This is a genomic window from Pseudotabrizicola sp. (genome assembly GCF_030656345.1).
Taxonomy (GTDB): Bacteria; Pseudomonadota; Alphaproteobacteria; order Rhodobacterales; family Rhodobacteraceae; genus Pseudotabrizicola.
The window spans coordinates 35,896-56,191 of record NZ_JAUSNR010000042.1; the positions used below are offsets into that span (position 1 = coordinate 35,896).

Genomic DNA, 20,296 nt, shown 5'->3' on the forward strand with positions numbered 1-20,296 from the left:
CTTGTGCAAGCTGCGCAGGGCACTGTCCTGATCCAGAAAAGCGGAAACCGCCGGGGGAAAATGCAGCAGCGTTGTGACCAGCACCGAAACACTCACAGGGCATGAAAAGCCGCCTCCCGGGGTGGTTGTGGGCGGGGCCGCAAAAATGGGCGAAACCTGAAGCGTCAGGCGACGCGAGAGGGACGCAAAATTGCAGACAAGCACCCGCAACCGGGGCAGACGGGTCTGATCCCCGGCCGGGATGCGGACAGAGCCGACGTGCGGCATCGGGCAGAGAATCTGTTTTTGCTTTGGCAATGCCATCATCCAGAAGCTCATCTTCCGGCAGGACAACGGTTTTCCGGCTCTGAAACGACCTGAAGCGCACTAAAGCGCTTGACACCGATCTCCAGCGCGTGATTTTCGCGGGGCGGTACCCAATCTTGTCCGCCTTGCGTTGAATGGTTATAATCTTTGATTATTAAGGTGCCTGTCCCATGTTCAGCTATGTCATCATGACGCGGTTCAACCTGGCCACGCCGGGAAAGGAAGCCGCGATCCGGACACAAGCCGGCTGGCTTGAAGGCAGGTTCCACCTATTCGAGACTTACTGCCTTCCCTCGATTGCGGCGCAGCGTAACACGGCTTTTGACTGGATCATCTATTTCGATATCGACACGCCCGATATCTTCAAGCGCCACATCACGGCGTTGCAAAAGGTTTTCCCCTTTCACGCCTATTACACGCCGCTCTTCCGCAGCGAAGGCTGGAACCGCTCCTTGCGGGAAACCTATCCGTTGCAGGAAAAGCTGCTGCTGACCACGCGGCTGGACAATGACGATGCCTTGCCGGTCGATTTCACCGACCGGCTGCAGGCGGCGGTCCGGGCCAACCAGTTCCGGCCGGGGGCCTATAATTTCCGCAATGGCCTGATCCGGCAAGGCGATGCGCTCTATGCCATTGACCACCCCAAAAATGCCTTTTTCAGCCGTCTGGAGCCTGTCGAGGGCGCGTTGTGCCCGGCCCCGGCGATCCAGCACATGCAGCTCGACACTTATGGACCGATCCACCAGATTGATGGCGCGCCGGGCTGGTTGCAGATCGTGCACGAGACCAATGTGTCCAACAAGGTCCGCGGCAACCGCGTGGCACCCGACCCTTATCTGCACCTGTTCCCGCCGCAGGTCATGGAGGGGCTGTCGCATCCGTCGTCCTTCGAGATCATGGCGCAGAATTTCATCCAGACCCCGCTCTGGTCTCTCCGCGACCGCATGGTCGAAATCTGGCGTATGAGGGGATCACGCCGCAAACAGGGCTGAGGCCGTCTGGCCGGACCCGCGCAGGGCTGTCGCGCAAGGTGCAGAAATGGGCCACACTGTGCAGAGGTGCTCAAGGCCAGCCTGCAGAGGTCAGGTCTGTCCTTGAGTGGACCTGTGATTGTTTCCACTACAGCCACAAACTTGCCGCATTTTCCACCTGCAGTTGCCGCTTTCCCGGATCACCACAGTCCCTGAATCAAAAGATCCGGGGCCGATATGACTGCAGTTTCCCCCTCCCCCTACCGTGATGCCCTGCGCAGCCTGCGCCGTGGGCTGATGATGACAGCGGGTCTGTCCGCCATCATCAGCGTGCTGATGCTGACCGGGTCGATCTACATGCTGCAGGTCTATGACCGGGTGCTGAGTTCCGGGTCGGTGCCCACATTGATGGCGCTTTTTGCCATTGTCGTGATGCTCTACAGTTTTCTGGTGGTGTTCGACGGGTTGCGGATGCGGCTGTTGTCGCGGCTGGCGCTGCAGCTGGACGACCGGCTGTCGGGCCTGACCTTCCGCGCCGATCTGGCCACGGCCCGTGCAGGCACCCCCGGCAGTCTGGGCCGCGATCTGGAAGTGCTGCGCGGCTTTCTGGCCGGTCCGGCCACGCTGGCGCTGTTCGATCTGCCCTTCACGCTGCTGTTTGTCGGGGTGCTGTTCGTGATCCACCCGATCTTAGGCTGGCTGACGCTGGGCGGCATGGCCCTGGCGGCGGCTCTGGCCGCGGTGAACCGGCTGGTGCTGAAGGCCCCCACCGCCAATGCGCATCTGCCCGATCTGGCGCGCCAGCGTCTGGCCGAAGCGGCCCGGCGCGGGGCGGCCACAGTGGCGGCGCTTGGCATGGAACGGCACGTGCTGGGCCGCTGGCTGGGGCATCACCGCCAGACCCTTGGCCATCAGCAAAAGGGGGCCGAACCGTCCGAGACGCTGTCGGCCCTGTCGCGCGGCCTGCGCATGCTGTTGCAGTCGGCGCTGCTGACGGCGGGGGCCTGGCTGGTGATCGGCGGGGCGATTTCGGCCGGCGCGATCGTTGCCGCCTCCATCCTGTCAGGGCGCGCCCTGGGTCCGGTGGATCAGCTGATCGGCCAGTGGCGCAGCCTGACCCAGGCCCGCGCTGCCCATGACCGGCTGGCACAGCTGCAGGCCCCGGCACCCGCCGTGATGAGCCTGCCCGCGCTGACCGGCGCGCTGGAGGTGCAGGATCTGACCTGCTTTGCCCCAAAACGCGAGGATGGTGCAGCGCCTGCAAAACTGCTCGACGGGGTGTCGTTCACTCTGGCGGCGGGCGAGGGGCTGGGGCTGGTCGGGGCGTCGGCCAGCGGCAAATCCACCCTTGCCCGGGCCATTGTCGGCGCGCTGCGCGCCGATTCCGGCGACATCCGCTTTGACGGGGCCAGCCTGCGGCATTGGGACCCGGACCGTCTGGGCCGCCAGATCGGCTATCTGCCCCAGCGCATCGACCTGATGCCGGGGTCCTTGCGCGACAACATCGCCCGCTTTGACCCGCAGGCCACCGATGCCGGGGTGATCGCCGCGGCGCAGGCGGCGGGCGTGCACGACATGATCCTGCGCCTTCCCGGCGGCTATGCCACCGACCTGAGCCAGAGCGACCTGCCGCTGTCGGGCGGTCAGATCCAGCGCATCGGGCTGGCCCGCGCGCTGTATGGTGATCCGCGGCTTCTGGTGCTGGACGAGCCCAATGCCCATCTCGACATGGCGGGCGAGGCGGCACTGATCCGCACCCTGACCGCCCTGCGCGCGACCGGGGTCACCGTCATCGTCATGGCGCACCGGGCCGGGGCTTTGGCCGCCGTGGACCGGCTGATGGTGATCGAAGACGGGCGCATCCTTCAGGACGGCCCCCGCGATGCGGTGCTGACCAACCTTGGCGGTGCCCGCACAGCGCCGTCGCCGACGGTTCCTGCCAAGCTCACCGTCCGCGCGCTGCCCCCCCGCACAGCGCCGGGGCAGGGCACGGGTGCTGCCGGGCAAAAATCCACAGTCTCCGCACAAAGCACCCGGGCGATGCTGTTCCGGGTCCTGCAGCAAAAGAGCGCATCATGACAGCGATAGCCGATCCCGCCGTTTCCGGTTTTGGCCCCGGTTTTGGGCCGGTGATCCGGACCACCCCTCTGATCCGGGCCGGGGCCATCGGCCTTGCGCTGCTGGTGGGGGGCCTGGGTGTCACCTCTGCCCTGATCCCGATTGACGGTGCCGTCATCGCCAGCGGCCAGCTGATGGTTCAGGGCAAGGCCCAGCCGGTGCAGAGCCTTGATCCGGGGATTGTCACCCATGTTGCGGTCAGGAACGGCGATCATGTGGCGGCCGGTGCGGTCCTTTTGTCGCTTGATCCGACGGTCGCAAAGGCCCGGCTGGACATCGCGCGCGACCAGCTTGCCAATGCGCTGGCCGAAGAAGCCCGGCTGATGGCCGAGGCCAATGGTCTGGACACCCCCGATTTCACCAGCCCCCCCCTGCCCTTTGACGCCCCCGATCTGACCCGCGCCATTGCCCGCCAGCAGGCCATGTTCGCCGCACGTCAGGCCCAAAGGGCCGAGGCGGTGGCAAGACTGGCCGAAACCAATGCCCAACTGACCGCCCAGATGGCCGGAATCGCCGCCCAGACCACGGCCGCGCAGGAAGAATCCCGTCTGCTGCAAACCGAACGCGAGCGGATGGCGACATTGGTGGCGCAGGGTCTGGCCCGGCAATCGCCGCTCAGTGATATTCTGCGTCAGGAGGCGGCGCTCACGGGGCGTCTTGCCGGTCTGGAAGCCGAAGCGATCGGGCTGGAAGCGGCGCGGCGCGATGCGGTCCTTGCCCTGAACCAGCAGGATCGCCAGATTGCAACCGAAGTGGCCGAAGGGCTGCGCGACAGCGGGGCGCGGATTGCCGAACGCACGGCGGAAATCCTGTCGCTGACCGAGGCCTTGGTGCGCAGCGACCTGCGCGCGCCGGTGGCGGGCGTGGTGCATGAACTGGCGGTCACCGCCCCGGGTGCCGTGATTGCAGCCGGGGCCACCGTGATGCAGATCGTGCCCGCCGACCGCGCGATGGAAATCGAAGTGGCTGTCGATCCGCGCAGCATCGAAAACATCCACCCCGGCCAGAGCGCCGAAATCATGCTGGGCCTGACCAATGCCCGCTCGCTTCCGCGTCTGCCTGCGCATGTCACCAACGTGCCCCCCGGTGCGATCACGGATGAAGCCACCGGGCGCAGCTTTTACCGTGTCACCCTGATGCTGGATGACACCAGCCTGCTGCAAGGCATGCAGCTGGTGCCGGGCATGCCGGTCGAGGCTTTCCTTGCCACGGGCGAGCGGCCCTTGCTGTCCTGGCTGCTGGCCCCGCTGTTGCGGCCCATGGCGCATGCGCTGCGCGAGGACTGACGCGCGCGCCGGCATAAGTGGCACGGCAAAGGCACATCCTCAGGCAAAAATTGCAGCCCGGTGACGGGCTGCTTGCCTTGCCACAGCCCCGGCGGCATCGTGTTTTCCATTGGCGGCAACCGGCGCAAGACCGGCCCGCCCTCACGAGCAGGTGCCTGACAGGTGGCAACGCCATGGATCTTTCCGCCCTGTTTCAGGGCGGCTATCTGGCCGCAAACGGCCAGCCTGCGGCTTTGGGCCGGGGGGCTGAGCCTGTGCCTGCTGACAGCCTGCGCGCCCGCGACGGACAGTGCAGCCCCCGGTTTTCCCTTCGCCAAAAGCTGGCAGGGCAAGACCTCCGGTGCGCCCCGCCTGATGGACAATGCCCTGTGGTGGCACGAATTCCGCGATCCCACGCTGGATGCGCTGATCGCGCGCAGCCTGCGTGGCAGCCCGGATCTGGCCGCGGCACAGGCCCGCGCCACAGCCGCGCTTGCCACCGCCCGAAGCATTCCCGGTGCCCTGTCGGTGACCGGCGGCGGATCGGCTCTGGCAACCGGCGGCAACGGCGCTGCGGGCAATGGCACCCTGTCGGCAGATGCAGGCATTGATCTGCTGTTCGATCCGGGGCGCGGACGCGACGCGGCGCGGCGCGGTGCACAGGCCGGGGCAAGGCAGGCCCTCGCCGAGGCCGCTGGCGCGCGCCTGTTCCTGATCGGCAGGCTGACGGAAACCTATCTGTCGCTGCGCCATGACCAGCGACGGCTTGCCCTGTCCCAGACGGAGGCCGGGCGGCAGCGCCAGACACTGGAAATGGCCCGCACGCTGGCGCAGGCCGGCGAAGGCACGCAGATTGAAACCCTGCGCAGTCAGGCGCGGCTGGCCAGTCTGGACGCCGCGCGCCCGCAGCTGGAAGCCGCCGTTGCCAAAGGCATCCTTCAGCTTTCGGTTCTGGCCGGCGATGCCCCCGGGGCCTTGCCGCCGGATCTGACCGCAAGCCTGCGCAGCCTGGGCGCGCAGCCGCGTGCCCGGCTGGCACCCGATCCCGGCATTCCGGCGGATCTGATCCGCAATCGCCCCGACCTGCAAGTGGCCGAGGCACGCTATGACGCTGCCCGCGCCGCGCTGGGTCAGGCCCGTGCCGCGTTTTTCCCGCAGCTCTCGCTGTCGGGTACCATCGAGGCCGGCCGCACGCTTGGCGCCCCCGGAACCGGGGGGCGCGGGCTGGTCTCGGTCGGCCCGTCCCTGCGCCTGCCCAGCCTGCCGCAAGGCCCGGCCCGCGCCCGCGCCGATGCGGCGGAAGCACAGGTTGTCGCCGCCCATGCGGACTGGACCGCCGCCGTGCTGGGCGCGCTTTACGAGGTCGAGGCCGCCCTGGTGGATTACCAGACAGCGGCAAAAGCCGAAGCCGCCGCCGACCGGGCGGTCGGCCTGCATGCGAAGGCCCGCAGCCTGACCCGCGAGGCGACAGCCGCAGGCGAGGCCACGCTGAGCGATCTGATCGCCGTCGAAGACGCCCTGTCAAACGCGGAATCCGCCTTTGCCAGTGCCCGGCTGTCGCGCGCTCTGGCCTTTGCCCGGCTCAATCAACGGCTGGGGGCGGGGGGGCACCCGCCAGCCCCTGCCGGACAGTGATGTCCCGGCTGTAACGCTCCATTATTTTTTGACTGGCCACAGGACAGGCGCAATAGCAGCATGTTTTGGACATTTTCCGGCAGGATAGTTTCCATATCAAGACAAATGCCTCCAGACCGGATTTCATGACATGTCAAAGACCATCACAGTCTCGACCCACGCCGAACTGATCTCTGCCCTTGGAATGGCAACGGGCGGTGAAACCATCCTGCTGAACCCGGGGAATTACGGCGACCTGAGCCTGGTCGACAAACCGAAGTTCGATCTGGATTTCACGGCCCCGGTCACCATTGCCGCAGCCGATCCTGCAAACCCGCCGGTTGTCACCGGCTTGAAAGTGCACGGCGCAACGGATCTGCATTTCGAGAACATCCTGTTCGACTATACCTATCAGGACGGCCAGCCGAACTGGTACAAGCCCTTCACGGTCTCGGGCAGCGAAAGCATCAGCTTCACCGACTGCACCTTTGACGGTGATGTGGCCCGCGGCCTCACAGCCGCGGACAATGGCTACCCGACAGGCTTTGGCCTGAATGTCACCGGAACCACTGGTATCACGGTCGACAATTGTGAAATCCATGGCTTCTTTCGCGGACTCCTGGTTTCCAATAGCGACGATGTTGCCATAACGGATAACGACATCCATTCCATCCGCATGGACGGCATGAACTTTGCCGCAGTGCAGGGCGTGCTGATCGAAGGAAACCATATCCACGACTTCCTGCGATCGATGGACTCTGACGATCATGCCGACATGATCCAGTTCTGGACATCCGGAACGACCCGTCCCTCAACCGACATCGTCATCCGCGACAATATTCTGGACATCGGCAACGGACATTACACCCAGTCGATCCTCATGCGCAATGAACTGGTCGACCGCGGACTTGCTGGCGAAGAGATGTTCTACCGCAATGTCACCATTGAAGGAAACATCATCGTAAACGGCCATCTTCACGGCATTACCGTCGGTGAAACCGCCGGCCTGACCATCACCAATAACACGGTCCTGCATGATGACGGTGCCAATCCGGACGGGCCAGATTCGTCGGTCGAGATTCCGCGCATTTCTGTCGCCGTGACCTCGACCAATGTGACCATCACCCATAACGCCACCTCCGCGATCAGCGGCCACAACGGCCAGTCAGACTGGACCGTCGGTATGAACGCCTTTGTGCAGGATCAGAACCCGAACGCTCCCGGCTGGTATGGTGACGTGTTCATCGCCTCGACCCTGACCAGCCCTGAGGGGGCAAAGGCCATAAAGGCGCATCCGGACGGGATTCTGGCCCACCTGAATGCGGGTGCTGCTTCGACCATGCCTTCGTCTGACTCTTCCGGTCTTGACGCGGCCTTCCACAGCAGTTCGGACATCACGGGCGGGAAAACGGTTACATTCGATGCGTCCCATTCCACCGGCCCCCAGCCCGAGGGCACGAAATATGTCTGGGACTTCGGCGATGGCACGAAAGCGACCGGCGCCACTGTGACCCATACCTACACGGACGGCGGCAAATATGACGCCCGGCTGACGGTCATTCTTCCCGACGGCACATATGATACGGCCATGGCACGCGTTGTCGTGAATGACACCGAACTGGTCTCGCTTACCGGCAAAGGCACCTTTGTTGCCTCTGTGGCAGGAACAGATACCGTGCTGACCACGATTGCCACACCGGACGCAGGCGGCGGCATCCAGCTGGGCGGACCGGGCGTTTCGGCCAGTGTCGCCCGGACCTACCTGACCCCCGTCTTCGGCAGCGACGATGTCACCATCTCGCTGCGGCTCGATGCCGATGCCGCCGGCGCAACCGGCGAAGTCGTCCGGCTGCACAACAGCTTCATCGTCTCGGTCAATGCCAAGGGCGAAGTTGCGGTCCGTGCCTGGTCGTCAGCAGGCGAAGCCGTCACCCTCACCTCAACCGGCATCCGCGTGAACGATGGCAGCAGCTATGACATCGACATCCGGCTGGAAGAGGGCCGCCTTTCGCTCTGGGTGGACGACAAGATGGTTCAGGACACCGCCTTCAACGGCACCTTTGCCGATGTCGGCAACCATAACCTGACCTTCGGCAACCCTTGGAACAGCGGCTTTTTCAACGGTGATGTCACCGAATTCACGATTGCGGTGAATGACGGGCCGACACTCTTCGATCCGCCCGGTGAGCCTGAAAAAGACGCGGCGGTCCCGCCGGTTCCGGTTCCGCTGCCTCCTCCGCCTCCCCCCCTTCTGCACCTGAGCGACAACGGAACACTTGTTGTCACCCAGGACGGAGCACGGGATGCAATTCAGATTACCGGTCCGCTGGATCCAGAGGGCGGCATTCAGCTTGGCGGTCCCGGTATTTCGGCAAGCGTGGCAAGATCACACCTTGCCCCCATCCTCGGCAGCGACGATGTCACCATCTCGTTGCGCCTCGATGCCGATGCCGCCGGAACAACCGGCGAGGTTCTGCGCCTGACCGGCAGTTTCATTGTCTCGGTCGACTACAAGGGTGAAATTGTGTTCAGGGCCTGGTCGTCAGAAGGCGAAGCCGTCAAGCTCACCTCAACCGGCATCCGCGTGAACGATGGCAGCAGCTATGACATCGACATCCGGCTGGAAGAGGGCCGCATGTCGCTCTGGGTGGACGGCAAGATGGTGCAGGACACCGCCTTCAACGGCACCTTTGCCGATGTCGGCCGCCATGACCTGACCTTCGGCAACCCATGGCACAGCAGCTTTTTCAACGGCGATGTCACCGAATTCGCGATTGCGGTGAATGACGGGCCGACACTCTTCGATCCGTTCAGCGCGCATGCGATGGATATGGCCGCGCCGCTGATGTGACCGGGCCGCAAAAGCCTGTATCCGCAGGCCCTGCCGGGCGCTGCGGATACACACTCAGAACGTGCAATCATGGCTGGTCCCGTCAGGTGCCCGGATACGGCACCCGGATCAGGCGGCCTGACGGCCCCGGCGGCGCAGCAGGCCAAGGCCAAGCAGCGCCCCCGCGAGCAGCGCCAGCCCGGCAGGCAGCGGGACAGGGGCCACCGTCAGGTTGGCGTATTCCAGCGCGGCCTTGCCCGCCGTGAACACCAGCCGGTCGAACGTGACACCTGTCACTTCGGTAAACACCGACAATGCCCCGGTCTGCCCCTGCGGCACCGCCCCGGTCAGGACCAGTTGCGACACGCCGCCCAGAAACAGCTCTGCCCGGTTCAGCGGCCCGGGCGTGCCCCAGACAAAGCTGAGACCACGCATGACCGTGTCAAAATCGAAATAGGCACTGGCGAGGTCTGCCGTCGTGCTGCGGATCGCGGAATAGACCGAGGTGGCGGCCAACGGGTCCAGCGTGGAATTGGCCGCCGCCCAGGGGCTGGCCCGCTGGTTGAGGATGGAGCCGGTCACATTCTCATCCAGCACCGCCGCAGCCCCAAGGGTGCCGTTGGCGATCAGGTTTGGGGTGGCCATCCCCGGCAAGGTGGTGGAATAGGTCACGGTCGCGGCACTGGCCACACCAAGGCTCAGCACCAGGGCGAGGCCGGTGGCCACAAGCGGCCGCATGAAGCGGGATAGGAAAGCAGACATGCACTGATACTCCCGGAAATGAAATGTACTCTGCGTCAAAATCCCATGATTCCGCGCCGTGTCAGTGTACGCACGCGCGCCGCGCCGGGCAACCCTGGGCCCCCGCCGTTATCGCCAGCCCCCTGCCCGGCATCCGCCCCATGCCTGCTATCGCCCCGGGCGAGGCGGATGACGTGCATTTTTTCCATTTTTTGCCTTTTATATCATCCAGAGCAAAGGGGCCGGCATCCCTTCGCCCGAAGTCTGCATGGCCGCCGGCGGCCGGGCGATCTTCTTGCTTGACCCGCACCGCGTCACCATGGTGGATACCAGCCACAGCAGACCCGAAGCCGCTGCCGGAGCCCGCCTGTCGCGGCTGATAAACCGCGCCCTGAAAGATCTGCCGCGCTGCGTGCCCCTGTCAGGGACAGCGGCCACCCAACCAAGGCCAACCATCAAGGCCACTGTCAAGGAGCGTCAAGAGTGCCCAAAATTGTCGTTGTCGGACTGGGCTATGTCGGCCTGTCCAATGCCATTCTTCTGTCGCGCCAGAACGAAGTTGTGGCGGTCGAGGTGGTGCAGGCCAAGGTCGATCTGATCAATGCCGGAAAATCCACGATCATCGATCCGGAATGTGAAGACTATCTGGCCAAGGGCGGGCTGAACCTGACGGCCACCACCGATGCGGCCTCGGCCTACAGGGGTGCGGACTATATCGTGATCGCGGCGCCCACCAATTACGACGTGCAGACCAACCGCTTTGACACCAGTGCGGTGGAATCCGTGATCCGCGACGCGATGCGGCATGCGCCGGAGGCGCTGATGGTGATCAAATCCACCATTCCGGTCGGCTACACCGAAGCCACCAGCGCCGCCCTTGGCACCGGCAACCTGATCTTCAGCCCCGAATTCCTGCGCGAAGGCCGCGCGCTTTATGACAACCTGCACCCCAGCCGCATTGTGGTGGGCGAGAACAGCCCGCGCGGTGCCGCCTTTGCCGAGTTGCTGCGCCGCGCCGCGCTGAAGGCGGATGTAGAGGTGCTGCTGACCGGCCCGTCAGAGGCCGAGGCGATCAAGCTCTTTGCCAACACCTATCTTGCGATGCGGGTGGCCTATTTCAACGAGCTGGACAGCTATGCCCTGTCGCGCGGGCTCGACAGCCGGCAGATCATCGAAGGCATCGGGCATGACCCGCGCATCGGCATGCATTACAACAACCCCTCCTTCGGCTATGGCGGCTATTGCCTGCCTAAAGACACCAAACAGCTGCTGGCCAATTACCATGAGGTGCCGCAGACCCTGATCCGCGCCATCGTCGACGCCAATTCGACCCGCAAGGATTTCATCGCCGACACCATCCTGCAGCGCAACCCGCAGGTGGTTGGGGTCTACCGGCTGACGATGAAGGCGGGGTCGGACAATTTCCGCGACAGTTCCATTCAGGGCATCATGAAGCGGATCAAGGCCAAGGGGATCGAGCTGATCATCTATGAACCCAGCCTTGAGGCGGAAGATTTCTTCCGCTCGCCCGTCATCCGCGATCTGGCCGAGTTCAAGGCGCGCGCCGATGTGATCATCGCCAACCGTCACACGGCGGATCTGGCCGATGTGACGGCCAAGGTCTTTACCCGCGATATCTTCGGGTCGGACTGAATCTTTCGGTCAGACTGAGCTTTTGCTTGCAGACGTCCCTCGCATCAGGCACCGCTTAAGGCCAACCAAAGGCCAGGACGTATGACACCGGGCACCAAGCCGCCACAGACCCCTGATGCGCCAGAAAAAGCCTGGCGCATTCCTGTCCTGCTGATGCTGTTCGTGCTGTGCCTGTTGCCCGAACTGGTGCTGTCGGGGGCCGACTGGGGGCTGTGGGGCACCGCGCGCTGGCGGATGCAGGCGCTGCAGCTTGCCGGATTCTGGGCCGGGCTCCTGGGCAACTGGCGCCCGGCATATGCGCTGCAACCCGGCACCATGTTTCTGACCTATGGCTTTCTGCATGCCGGGGCCGTGCATTTTGCGGTCAATATGGTGACCCTGTTCTCGCTTGGCCCCGATCTGGTCGGCCGTTTCGGGCAACGCTGGTTCTTGCTGCTTTACGCCCTGTCGATCCTGGGCGGTGCCATCGGCTTTGCGCTGCTGTCGTCGCAGGTGTTGCCGATGGTGGGGGCCTCGGGCGCGCTGTTCGGCCTTGCCGGGGCCCATGTCGGCCTGCACGCGCGCGAACGGCGCCAGAGCCATGACACGCTGGTGCCGGTGGCAAAGGCGGTGGCGGGGCTGGTGGCGCTTAACCTGGTGCTGTGGTGGGCGATGAACGGCCAGCTGGCCTGGGAAACCCATCTGGGCGGCTTTGTTACCGGCTGGATCGCCGCCGTCGTCATCGACCGGCGGCTTGGGCCGGTCTGAAGTGCCGGTTGAGCTACGGGGCCTGATCCGCACCTGATCTGGCGCGATGATGGCCCGCCGCCGCCCGAAAACACTGTCAGAAGTCTTGCTCCGCCGGGCCACCGTTTACGTTTTGTAAACGATGTCCCCGCAAGATACGGCCAGACATGACCCTGATGGCACCGCGTCGCGCACCGCCGCCGGGAACAAAATGGCGGTCAAGGGCGTTGAATACGGGCATTGAATACAGGCATCGGCGGGTTTTGCCCTGAATCGGCGAAAAACCGGTCAAACCCCGGCCCCTGCGCAAAAGGTACAGGCATTTGCTTTTTGACACCGCCAAAACCGGTTATTGTTTCCAGAATGCGGGTGACACCCTGAAGGTGAAGGCCCCAGGATGAGACCCTGCACCGCCCTTGGACAGACAGTCACTGAAGGACCGTCCCGCCATCCTGTGACCTGCGTTCTGCCTTTTTCACGCCACAAGACTGCGGATAAATGCATCAAGAAGGAGAATGATCTATGGAAGTCCTCGCCCTGCTCGCTCTCACCCTTTACGCGTTCATCGCGGTTTTCTCATTCTACATGACCTTTCAGGAACGCCGCCGCACCGGATCGGACGGCGTGGCCTACACGATCGGCGGCTACGCGCTGTGCCTGATCTGGCCCCTGACCGTTCTGGCCGTCCTGCTCTCCCCCCGCCTGCGCTCGGCGTAAGGGCAATGACAGCAAAGGCATGATCGGCCCATGATGGCAAAGTCAAACAGCACAAGCTGAGTAACCTTCCCGATCAGGCCGGCCGGGCGCGTTTCGCTGCCTGCGTACGTGCATTAAGATATGCCGGAAGCCACAGCGACAATACACCCAGTATCAGGAGAATGCTGCCTGTCAATTCGGTCGGCGGGCCGGCGTCAAAGATGACCGCTGCGACATAGACCACCAGAATGTGGAATGAAAAGACATGCAATGAATGCTGGCCCAGCAAAACAAGCGCGGGGCGGGTAAATACCCAATGAACCATATTGGACATCCAGAAAAACACTCGAATACCGCTTTCGCGCCCAGCGACAAGAAGCCATGTTACAAGAAAAAGGTCGAAGCCAAAATTGATGACATGCACTGGAGAGAGATCTTGACGTGATGACTTCGCCAAAAACCTTACCGAAAACTCTTCCGAGACAAGGTTCCAATACACAAGCCGGTCGAGCAGTGCAAAAGCCACGAACCCCATTGCTGCCATGATTGCAACAACAGTCCATGGCCGGTCCTTCAGAACCAAGAGGTTAAGTTTACCCGTCGCGGTCAGGAAACCGAGCCAGAGACCGCCGAAAAACAAGACCTGCCAGCCGAAAACATTGAAGAAAATCCCCAATTTGATCGGATGACCGGTGCCTGCCAGCAATTGCTGCGCATGAAGCGTAAACAAATCAACCAGACCCGTCTGCGCAAACATCCACAAAAGCACCGAAGACACCAGAACAGCCACTGCGTATCCTGACGCAAAGGCCCGCAGCACCAGGGGCGTTATCATCATAAACCAGATATACATTGGCAAAATGCCCATATGCTTCGAAGCCGCCACCAGCATAAGAGAAGCTGTCGTAAACGCTATGGGCTCAGCATTATATGGAGCAAAGACAGAAGCCGGGACACCCAAAGCAGGCAAGGACAAGGCAGCCAGAAGGAACAGAAAGATCAATCCTGCCTGATGGCTCCATATTGTACCGATACGCGCCCAGATTGCCCCCTGCATGGCCAGTTCAGACCGGCGGAGCATTATCCCTGTATAGACCAGCCCCACGACAAAACCAGAAATGAACACAAAACCCTGTGCGTCCTCGACCCAACCGAGATAGTGATGATTCAGCTTGCCCAATATGGTATCAAGCTCAAGATTCAGATGGACAACCATCATGAAAATGAGAAAAAATCCTCGAAAACCATCTATAACCGGGTACCGCATCGCACATTTCCTCAACCACTGAGGAAGCTAGAGACTTCACGTTATCGTGAAGTCAACAAGTATTTTTGATGCGTGCAGAGTTGTGCACAGTTTTCCGGAAGAGCGCGGTTTCAACAGGCTTTGCGGTCAGCGCATGGGCAGATCTGATATCATTTGAGAAGACCTGTGATCATGGCCACCGTTTTTGCCGCTCTTGGCGACAAACTTCCATACTTTGTCGCTAACAGCGTTGTTTGGAGGCTGAACAAATTCAAAGCGGCACAGCACATGCGATGGTTTCAGCCGCATGTGCCCGGAAGCTTTCCGCCCTTTGGCTGCCCCCTACGACCGCAGCCCGCCAAAGGCACGTGCCACCGTTTTCCGGCCCGCAGCGCGGCTGGCCGACAGGCGCAGGGCGCTTTCGATGGCGGTTTTGGCGCGCAGGGTGCGGCCTGATCCGGGGCGGACGGCCATGCCGACGTTGACGGTCAGTCCGGCGGCGAGGGTCGGGCCGGTCTGCGTGCGCAGCGCGTCTTCGATGGCGCGTTCAAGCGCGGACGGATCGGGCATGCTGGCGCTGTTGGAGACCACAATGAACTGCCCGTCGCCGGCATAAGACAGGACGCAGGGTTGCTTGGTGAAGGCTGCGCTGATGGCGGCCACCACCGGCGCCAGAGCCACAGGCCCCTCGGCCAGACCGGCGTTGCGTTCCACCTCGACCGCCAGGACATAGGCCCCCGACAGCGCCACGCCCGACAGGCGGATCAGATAGTTCTGCAGCGCCGCGTGTTCGATCAGGGTCTCGACGCCCGCAATCGACCCGGGTGCCGGCACGATCCAGTCCTCAGCCTCAGGTGCCGCGGTTGTGGCGGGTGCGGCCTCTGCTGGCGGTTCCATCTGCGACAGCAGGATCTTGTCCTGAACATTGCGCAGGCAGGTGCCGAAAGCGATCACGTCGAAGGGCTTGGAGATGTAATCCGACGCCCCGGCCCGGAACGCGCGGTCAAGGTGATCAAGGTCTTTCATCGCCGTCAGCATGATGATCGGGGTGTCACGGTAGGCTGCGATCTGGCGGATGCGGCCACACAGCTCGATCCCGTCAATGCCCGGCATGTTGATGTCCAAGAGCAGGCAGTCATAGGGCCGGAACGACTGCTCCAAGAGCGACAGCGCCTGCGCGCCCGAGCTGGAAATCGTGGTATCGGCACAGCCCACTTCGGCCGCGATGCGCGGGATCAGACCAAGGATGATCGGGTCATCATCAACCGCCAGAATCCGCATGCCCCCCTGTGCCAGATAGGCCTGTGGTTCGACAACAGCTTCGCTGACAGGCTCCGGCACCGGCAGATTTTGCGGATCTTCCGCCCCGCGTGCCGTTTTTTCGCCAACAATCAGCGGTATCACGGCGGCGACCAGAACCGAGGCCGCGCCAACCAGACTGTAGAGCATCAGGGCAAACCAGAACGACGCGCCCATGAACAGGGCGGTTGCAAAGCTCACCGCTCCAGCCAGAATGCCGATGGCTACGAAAGCTATCATGTCTTGGTCACCCTTAAGTCTTGTTCAATCAGGGAAAGCATCAAAGATGCCTTTGCCAATCCCTAGTTGAGCAGTGGGGCAAAATAATGGCAAGCGCGGGGCAGGTCCGGCTTATTGTACCAAGGTCGCAGTTGGCCCGGGTTTGTGGGGCTTTGGCGCGGGGGAGTGGCGTTATCGTCCGAACAGGCGCGCGATCAGGCCCTTTGGTGGCTGATGACCGGCCAGCAGCGCCGTTGCCTGCTGGCGCCACCGGTCGCGGTCTTCGCGCAGATCCGCGAGGGCGGTTTCCTTGTCGGACAGACGGTCCTGCGTGGCGTCCAGCCGGGCCTGCAAGGCGCTGATCGCGGCTTCCAGACCGCCCTTTTCCGGGGGGGGTTCCGGGGTCTTGTCCGGGAGAGGCGCAGCTGCCTGCCTGTGGTCACTGTACACCGTGCGCGGGTAGATCCGGTGCAGCTCGGCAGGGTCGATGTGGAACGTGCCGCTGTCATCCCTGCGCGCCGGAATACGGCCGCTTTTGATCGCCGCCGAAAGCGTCGCCTTCGATTTTCCGGTTACTTTTTCTGCCTCACCCAAGGTGTACGCCATACACTCCTCCTGTCACTCATACGGCTGTGATTTTGACGGGTTTGACAGCCTGCGTCCAGTGTCTGCATCCAGGGTCTGCGGGAGTGGATCTGCGCGGATCTTTCACGAGGCCACATGCCGGATCACCACATTCGGCAGGCCGACCGGCGTCACCCCGAAATCGCGGCACGACCGCCCAAAACCCTCGGTCTCGAGCAGATCCTCATAGGGCAGATCCGGAAAGCGCAGGCCGCTGCGATGCACATCTGCATCGACCAGCAGCATGGTGCCGCCCACCGATGACAAAGGCACCCGGTGCAGAAACCGCAGATCGTGCAGGTGTTTGCGATAGCCATGGCGCGCGGGCGGCATGTACAGCCCGCGATGCACATGCTTGTAATAGCGCAGGTCGCGGCGTTCGCCCGGATCGGTAAAGGCGTTCAGATCGTAGCTGGTGCCCTCCGGTTCCAGCCGACAATCGGGGGTGACCACCTTGCGCCGCTCGCTCAGCAGGCGGCGCAGGATGCCGGGATCATAGTCGCAGACATCGGCATCAAGCCAGAGCGCCCAGTCATCTGCCGCTGTCAGGCCATGGTCAATCAGGTGATTGCGGACCCGCGCCAGATGCCCGCGCCGCGCCCGCTGCAAGGACGGCCACCATCGTTGCGCCCGGTTCAGCTCCGGGCCGCCCGAAAGCTGCGTCACGCCGATCTGACGGAACCGGCCCGCATGACGGTCACACAAGGTTTTCAGCCGGGCCAGAGTATCGTCGCGGCTGTCACCTTCGCAAAAGGTCACGGACAGCTGGTCCGCCGGGTAGTCCAGCGCCGAGAGCAGCTCAAAGCACCGGTCCAGAAACGGGGCCGCATCGCGCACCGGGATCAGCACCGCAACCTGTCCGCCTTTGGTCACGGGGCGGCGCAGCAGCTCCATGTTCAGCCTGGCCTGAAGCTGGCCCCGGGTCAGGTGCGGCCCGCGGGTCAGGTGGTATCTCGCGCTGCGCAGATATCCCTTAAGCGCATGCGCCAGACCGGTGCGGCTGCGGGCAGGCGGAACCCAGCTGCCCCGCCAGTCGTGATTGACCAGCCGCAGCGGTGCCAGCGGACCCTGCTCTGCCCCCGCGGTTTCATACCCCGCCGAGGTCAGCGGCGTGAACAGATGGCACGAATGCAGCGCCAGATCCGATGGCCTGTCATAGTCCAGCACCGCCCCGGTCAGCACCAGCGGGCCGGTCGATTCCAGCACGTGGTCGCGCGCGGGCGCACAGCGTTCGACCGTGCGCAACAGATGCGCCCAGAACGGGTGCCCCGCAGGCCCCGCCATCACCCCGTTGAAATAGAGCCGCTCCAGCCCCAGCGCGATGCCATGGTGCCAATGCTCCATCGGCTCTTCGCACAGGACGATCCGGGACTCAGCGGCCAATGGCTCCAGCGATGCCAGGCATTGCGTGTCTATATCGGCATAAACCCCGCCAAAATGATGCAACAGCAGATAGCGCCCCAGATCGGCGCGCTGCACATTTCTGGGGTAGGACAGATACAGCGCTTCCAGCGCCGGGTACTGTGTGCGCACCAGATCAAGCAGATCGGCGTCGGTCCACAACCGCCAGCTCCAACCCGGATTGAGCCTTTGCCAGCTGTCGCAGGCATAGCCGGGCAAATGCGCATCATGCCAGATCTGGTGGATCAGTCGGGGGATCATGCGTCTGCTTTCCTCAGCTCTGTTTTGTCACCACGGCGCGCAGGGCGTGACCAACGGCGGTTTGCAGGGCGCGTGGCCCGTGGTGGGCGTGCACAAATTCCGCTGCCGCCTGCCTCAGGCTCTGGCGCAACGCGCTGTCCCGGGACAGCCGCAGGGCACAGGCCGCGAAGTCCGCATCCGACCCGGCCTGCAGGAAATGCACGCCGGGGCGCAGGCCCAGCCCTTCGACGGCAATCCCGCTTGCGACGACCGGCAGATGGCAGGCCATGGCCTCAAGGATCTTGATCCTTGTGCCGCCACCTTCGGTCAGGGGCACCAGCACCATGTTTGCGCCGTGATACAGCGGGGCCAGATCCGCCGGATCTGCCACCAGCCGGATCTGCGCGGTCTGAAGCGCCTTGCGCAACCGGCGGTCGGGGGACCGGCCCGCAACCGTCAGCACCGCCTGCGCGTCGCGCGCGCGGATCTGGGCGGCAATGCCCCTTGCCAGCCGCAAGGCGGCAGTGATGTTGGGTCGATACCCCAGATGCCCGACAAACAGCGCCGCAACGCCGGGGCGGTCCGGCGCGGGGGTGACGCTGTCGCACCACTGCGGCACAGGGTTGGGCACCAGCTGCGCCTGCGGGGCCTGCGGCGCAAGCCTTGCTATCCGCTCTGCATCCTGCGCCGAACAGGCCCAGATGCCCGCAACCGCCCCGAACAGCTGCCGTTCGGCGTCAGCGGCGCGCTGCCAGCGCCGGTGCCGGATGACCCGCGCCCAAAGCCCGTGTCTGGCACTGTCGATCTGACGCAACAGAACGCTTTCGACATTATGCGCATCCAGAACCACCCGGTGCCCGTCGGCGATCAGCCGCTGCGCAAGATCGGCAAGATAGACCCCTTCCACCACGACAAGACCGGGGCGTTGCGCCGCAATCTTTGCGGCAATCGGGGCCAGAACCTCTTCCGGCAGGGCCCCCACAATAAAGGCCGGGCGCCGTGCAGGATGGGCTTTGCCCGAGGTGAAAAACGCCTGCACCACATGGGTTTCAACCTGCCCCTGATGGTGCAGCGCCGCATTCAGGGCATGACTGCGCAACTGCGCGCCCGAGCCGGAACCGGAGGGCGGCTCAAAAACGCAATGCGCGATCCGCATGTGCCCGCCTTTTGCCGATGCGCGCGGCTGCATAGGACAGCAGTTTCGCATGGAAATAGAGCCAGAGGCGCACCCGCAGCCCATGGCCTGATTGTGTGTTGATAAAGCCAAGCGCCTGCGGGCGCAGGTCCACCTTGGCGCAATGGCGCAGATAGCTTCTGCCCAGATGCGCCACCATCGCGGGATAGCGCTCGCACACCAACCGCATGGACCGGGCCCGTTCCAGCGCATGGGTCCGCCGGGTGATGTTCGCCAGATTTCCTGTGATATCATGCTGATAGATATCAACCCCGGGGCTGGCCTCATACCAGCCGCGCTTGTTGCGGTCGATCAGCCGGCAGACGAAATCGGTGTCTTCGTTGATCTGCAGCCCGCTATCGAACGGGCCGGTCTCCTCAACCACCCGGCGATGGATCCAGAACCCCATCCCCATGCCACACAGCTGCTTGCGCAACGGCGCATCCGGCGGAATGGCCCCGGTGGCAAAACGGGCGCGCGGCACCATGATCGTGCCATCGCTGCGGATCAGGCGATAGGCGGAAAACCCATAATCGCAGTGCTGCGCCGGTCCTGCGGCAATGCGGGCGCAATAGCCGGGCTGCAATGCGTCATCATCATCAAGAAAGAAGATCAGCCGGCCCCGCGCCGCCGCGATCCCCGTGTTGCGCGCCGCCGAAACCCCGGTCGCGCGCGCGTCGCGCAGCACTCTGACCCGGCCGCTTTCAAATTCCGGCAGATCCTTAAGAACCTGCGCGGCGGGCAGCAGGCTCATGTCGTCGATGACAAGGATCTCGCAGTCTGCACCCTGCCCCTGACAGGCCGAGCGCACCGCGCGCAGCAGCAAGGCGGGACGGTCCTTGGTGGGGATGATGATCGAATGCGTCACAGTCATGATGGGGGATCGGACAGACTCTCTGAGGGGGACGTCATTCGCGTTAACGATTTAGCGTGGTCTGCATCGCCCCACAATCGCCATAATCTGATTCGCGCAAACGGACTGTTTGCAACCAGCGGTTTTCGCTGCGCTTCTTCTTGTACGGCAGAACAGCAGTTGGCAAATGTCGCAGGACATTCCAACCGGCGCAGCACCCGTTCACACCCTTCCAATTTACCCTGCTGCCACATTCTTGCCACAGATGCGGCGGCACCATAGCGGTTCAAAGAGAGCACTTTTAACCTATGGAGGCCACA

At 63.4% G+C, this 20,296-nt stretch carries 15 protein-coding genes; 8 read left to right on the plus strand and 7 right to left on the minus strand.

Going from position 1 to position 20,296, the window contains the following annotated elements; genetic code table 11:
- Nucleotides 1-476 precede the first annotated feature (476 nt).
- The 5 genes from Q7J44_RS20230 (at nucleotide 477) to Q7J44_RS20250 (ending at nucleotide 9,125) form a co-directional block, all read left to right on the plus strand.
- Nucleotides 477-1,298, plus strand: coding sequence for a glycosyltransferase (locus Q7J44_RS20230; RefSeq protein ID WP_304882923.1), 822 nt, complete (start codon nucleotides 477-479; stop codon nucleotides 1,296-1,298).
- A gap of 216 nt (nucleotides 1,299-1,514) precedes the next feature.
- The gene (locus tag Q7J44_RS20235) at nucleotides 1,515-3,356 is read left to right on the plus strand and encodes a type I secretion system permease/ATPase (protein ID WP_304882924.1); all 1,842 of its coding nucleotides are present in this window, start codon (nucleotides 1,515-1,517) and stop codon (nucleotides 3,354-3,356) included.
- On the plus strand, nucleotides 3,353-4,681 hold the full coding sequence (locus tag Q7J44_RS20240; protein ID WP_304882925.1) for an HlyD family type I secretion periplasmic adaptor subunit: 1,329 nt from the start codon (nucleotides 3,353-3,355) through the stop codon (nucleotides 4,679-4,681). Before Q7J44_RS20235 ends, Q7J44_RS20240 begins: the two co-directional genes overlap by 4 nt.
- Before the next feature lie 162 nt (nucleotides 4,682-4,843).
- Nucleotides 4,844-6,295, plus strand: a complete 1,452-nt coding sequence (locus tag Q7J44_RS20245; protein WP_304882926.1) for a TolC family protein — start codon at nucleotides 4,844-4,846, stop codon at nucleotides 6,293-6,295.
- A gap of 130 nt (nucleotides 6,296-6,425) precedes the next feature.
- Complete coding sequence (locus Q7J44_RS20250) at nucleotides 6,426-9,125, plus strand: PKD domain-containing protein (RefSeq protein WP_304882927.1); 2,700 nt, start codon at nucleotides 6,426-6,428, stop codon at nucleotides 9,123-9,125.
- 108 nt (nucleotides 9,126-9,233) lie between these two features.
- Here Q7J44_RS20250 and Q7J44_RS20255 read toward each other — a convergent pair whose 3' ends face one another.
- On the minus strand, nucleotides 9,234-9,866 hold the full coding sequence (locus Q7J44_RS20255) for a hypothetical protein (protein WP_304882928.1): 633 nt from the start codon (nucleotides 9,864-9,866) through the stop codon (nucleotides 9,234-9,236).
- 462 nt (nucleotides 9,867-10,328) lie between these two features.
- Here Q7J44_RS20255 and Q7J44_RS20260 point away from each other — a divergent pair, with 462 nt between their 5' ends.
- The 3 genes from Q7J44_RS20260 to Q7J44_RS20270 all read left to right on the plus strand — a co-directional run bounded on the left by Q7J44_RS20260 (nucleotide 10,329) and on the right by Q7J44_RS20270 (nucleotide 12,941).
- Nucleotides 10,329-11,498 carry a nucleotide sugar dehydrogenase gene (locus Q7J44_RS20260; protein WP_304882929.1) on the plus strand — a complete coding sequence of 390 codons (1,170 nt, stop codon included), beginning with the start codon at nucleotides 10,329-10,331 and terminating at the stop codon, nucleotides 11,496-11,498.
- A gap of 81 nt (nucleotides 11,499-11,579) precedes the next feature.
- The gene (locus tag Q7J44_RS20265) at nucleotides 11,580-12,245 is read left to right on the plus strand and encodes a rhomboid family intramembrane serine protease (protein WP_304882930.1); all 666 of its coding nucleotides are present in this window, start codon (nucleotides 11,580-11,582) and stop codon (nucleotides 12,243-12,245) included.
- Between the two features lie 501 nt (nucleotides 12,246-12,746).
- The gene (locus Q7J44_RS20270) at nucleotides 12,747-12,941 is read left to right on the plus strand and encodes a hypothetical protein (RefSeq protein WP_304882931.1); all 195 of its coding nucleotides are present in this window, start codon (nucleotides 12,747-12,749) and stop codon (nucleotides 12,939-12,941) included.
- Nucleotides 12,942-13,014: 73 nt separating this feature from the next.
- On the opposite strand, the gene Q7J44_RS20275 is transcribed toward Q7J44_RS20270, so the two are convergent.
- The 6 genes from Q7J44_RS20275 to Q7J44_RS20300 form a co-directional block, all read right to left on the minus strand.
- Nucleotides 13,015-14,187 carry an OpgC family protein gene (locus tag Q7J44_RS20275; protein ID WP_304882932.1) on the minus strand — a complete coding sequence of 391 codons (1,173 nt, stop codon included), beginning with the start codon at nucleotides 14,185-14,187 and terminating at the stop codon, nucleotides 13,015-13,017.
- Between the two features lie 321 nt (nucleotides 14,188-14,508).
- A complete protein-coding gene (locus Q7J44_RS20280; protein WP_304882933.1) occupies nucleotides 14,509-15,705 on the minus strand; it encodes a PleD family two-component system response regulator in 1,197 nt (398 codons plus the stop codon).
- A 171-nt stretch (nucleotides 15,706-15,876) separates the two neighbouring features.
- On the minus strand, nucleotides 15,877-16,290 hold the full coding sequence (locus tag Q7J44_RS20285) for a hypothetical protein (RefSeq protein ID WP_304882934.1): 414 nt from the start codon (nucleotides 16,288-16,290) through the stop codon (nucleotides 15,877-15,879).
- 102 nt (nucleotides 16,291-16,392) lie between these two features.
- Nucleotides 16,393-17,970, minus strand: a complete 1,578-nt coding sequence (locus tag Q7J44_RS20290; protein WP_304882935.1) for a glycosyltransferase — start codon at nucleotides 17,968-17,970, stop codon at nucleotides 16,393-16,395.
- Nucleotides 17,971-17,983: 13 nt separating this feature from the next.
- Nucleotides 17,984-19,105 carry a glycosyltransferase family 4 protein gene (locus tag Q7J44_RS20295; protein WP_304882936.1) on the minus strand — a complete coding sequence of 374 codons (1,122 nt, stop codon included), beginning with the start codon at nucleotides 19,103-19,105 and terminating at the stop codon, nucleotides 17,984-17,986.
- The gene (locus Q7J44_RS20300) at nucleotides 19,080-19,997 is read right to left on the minus strand and encodes a glycosyltransferase family 2 protein (protein ID WP_304882937.1); all 918 of its coding nucleotides are present in this window, start codon (nucleotides 19,995-19,997) and stop codon (nucleotides 19,080-19,082) included. The genes Q7J44_RS20295 and Q7J44_RS20300 overlap by 26 nt, the downstream gene beginning before the upstream one ends.
- Between the last annotated feature and the right edge of the window lie 299 nt (nucleotides 19,998-20,296).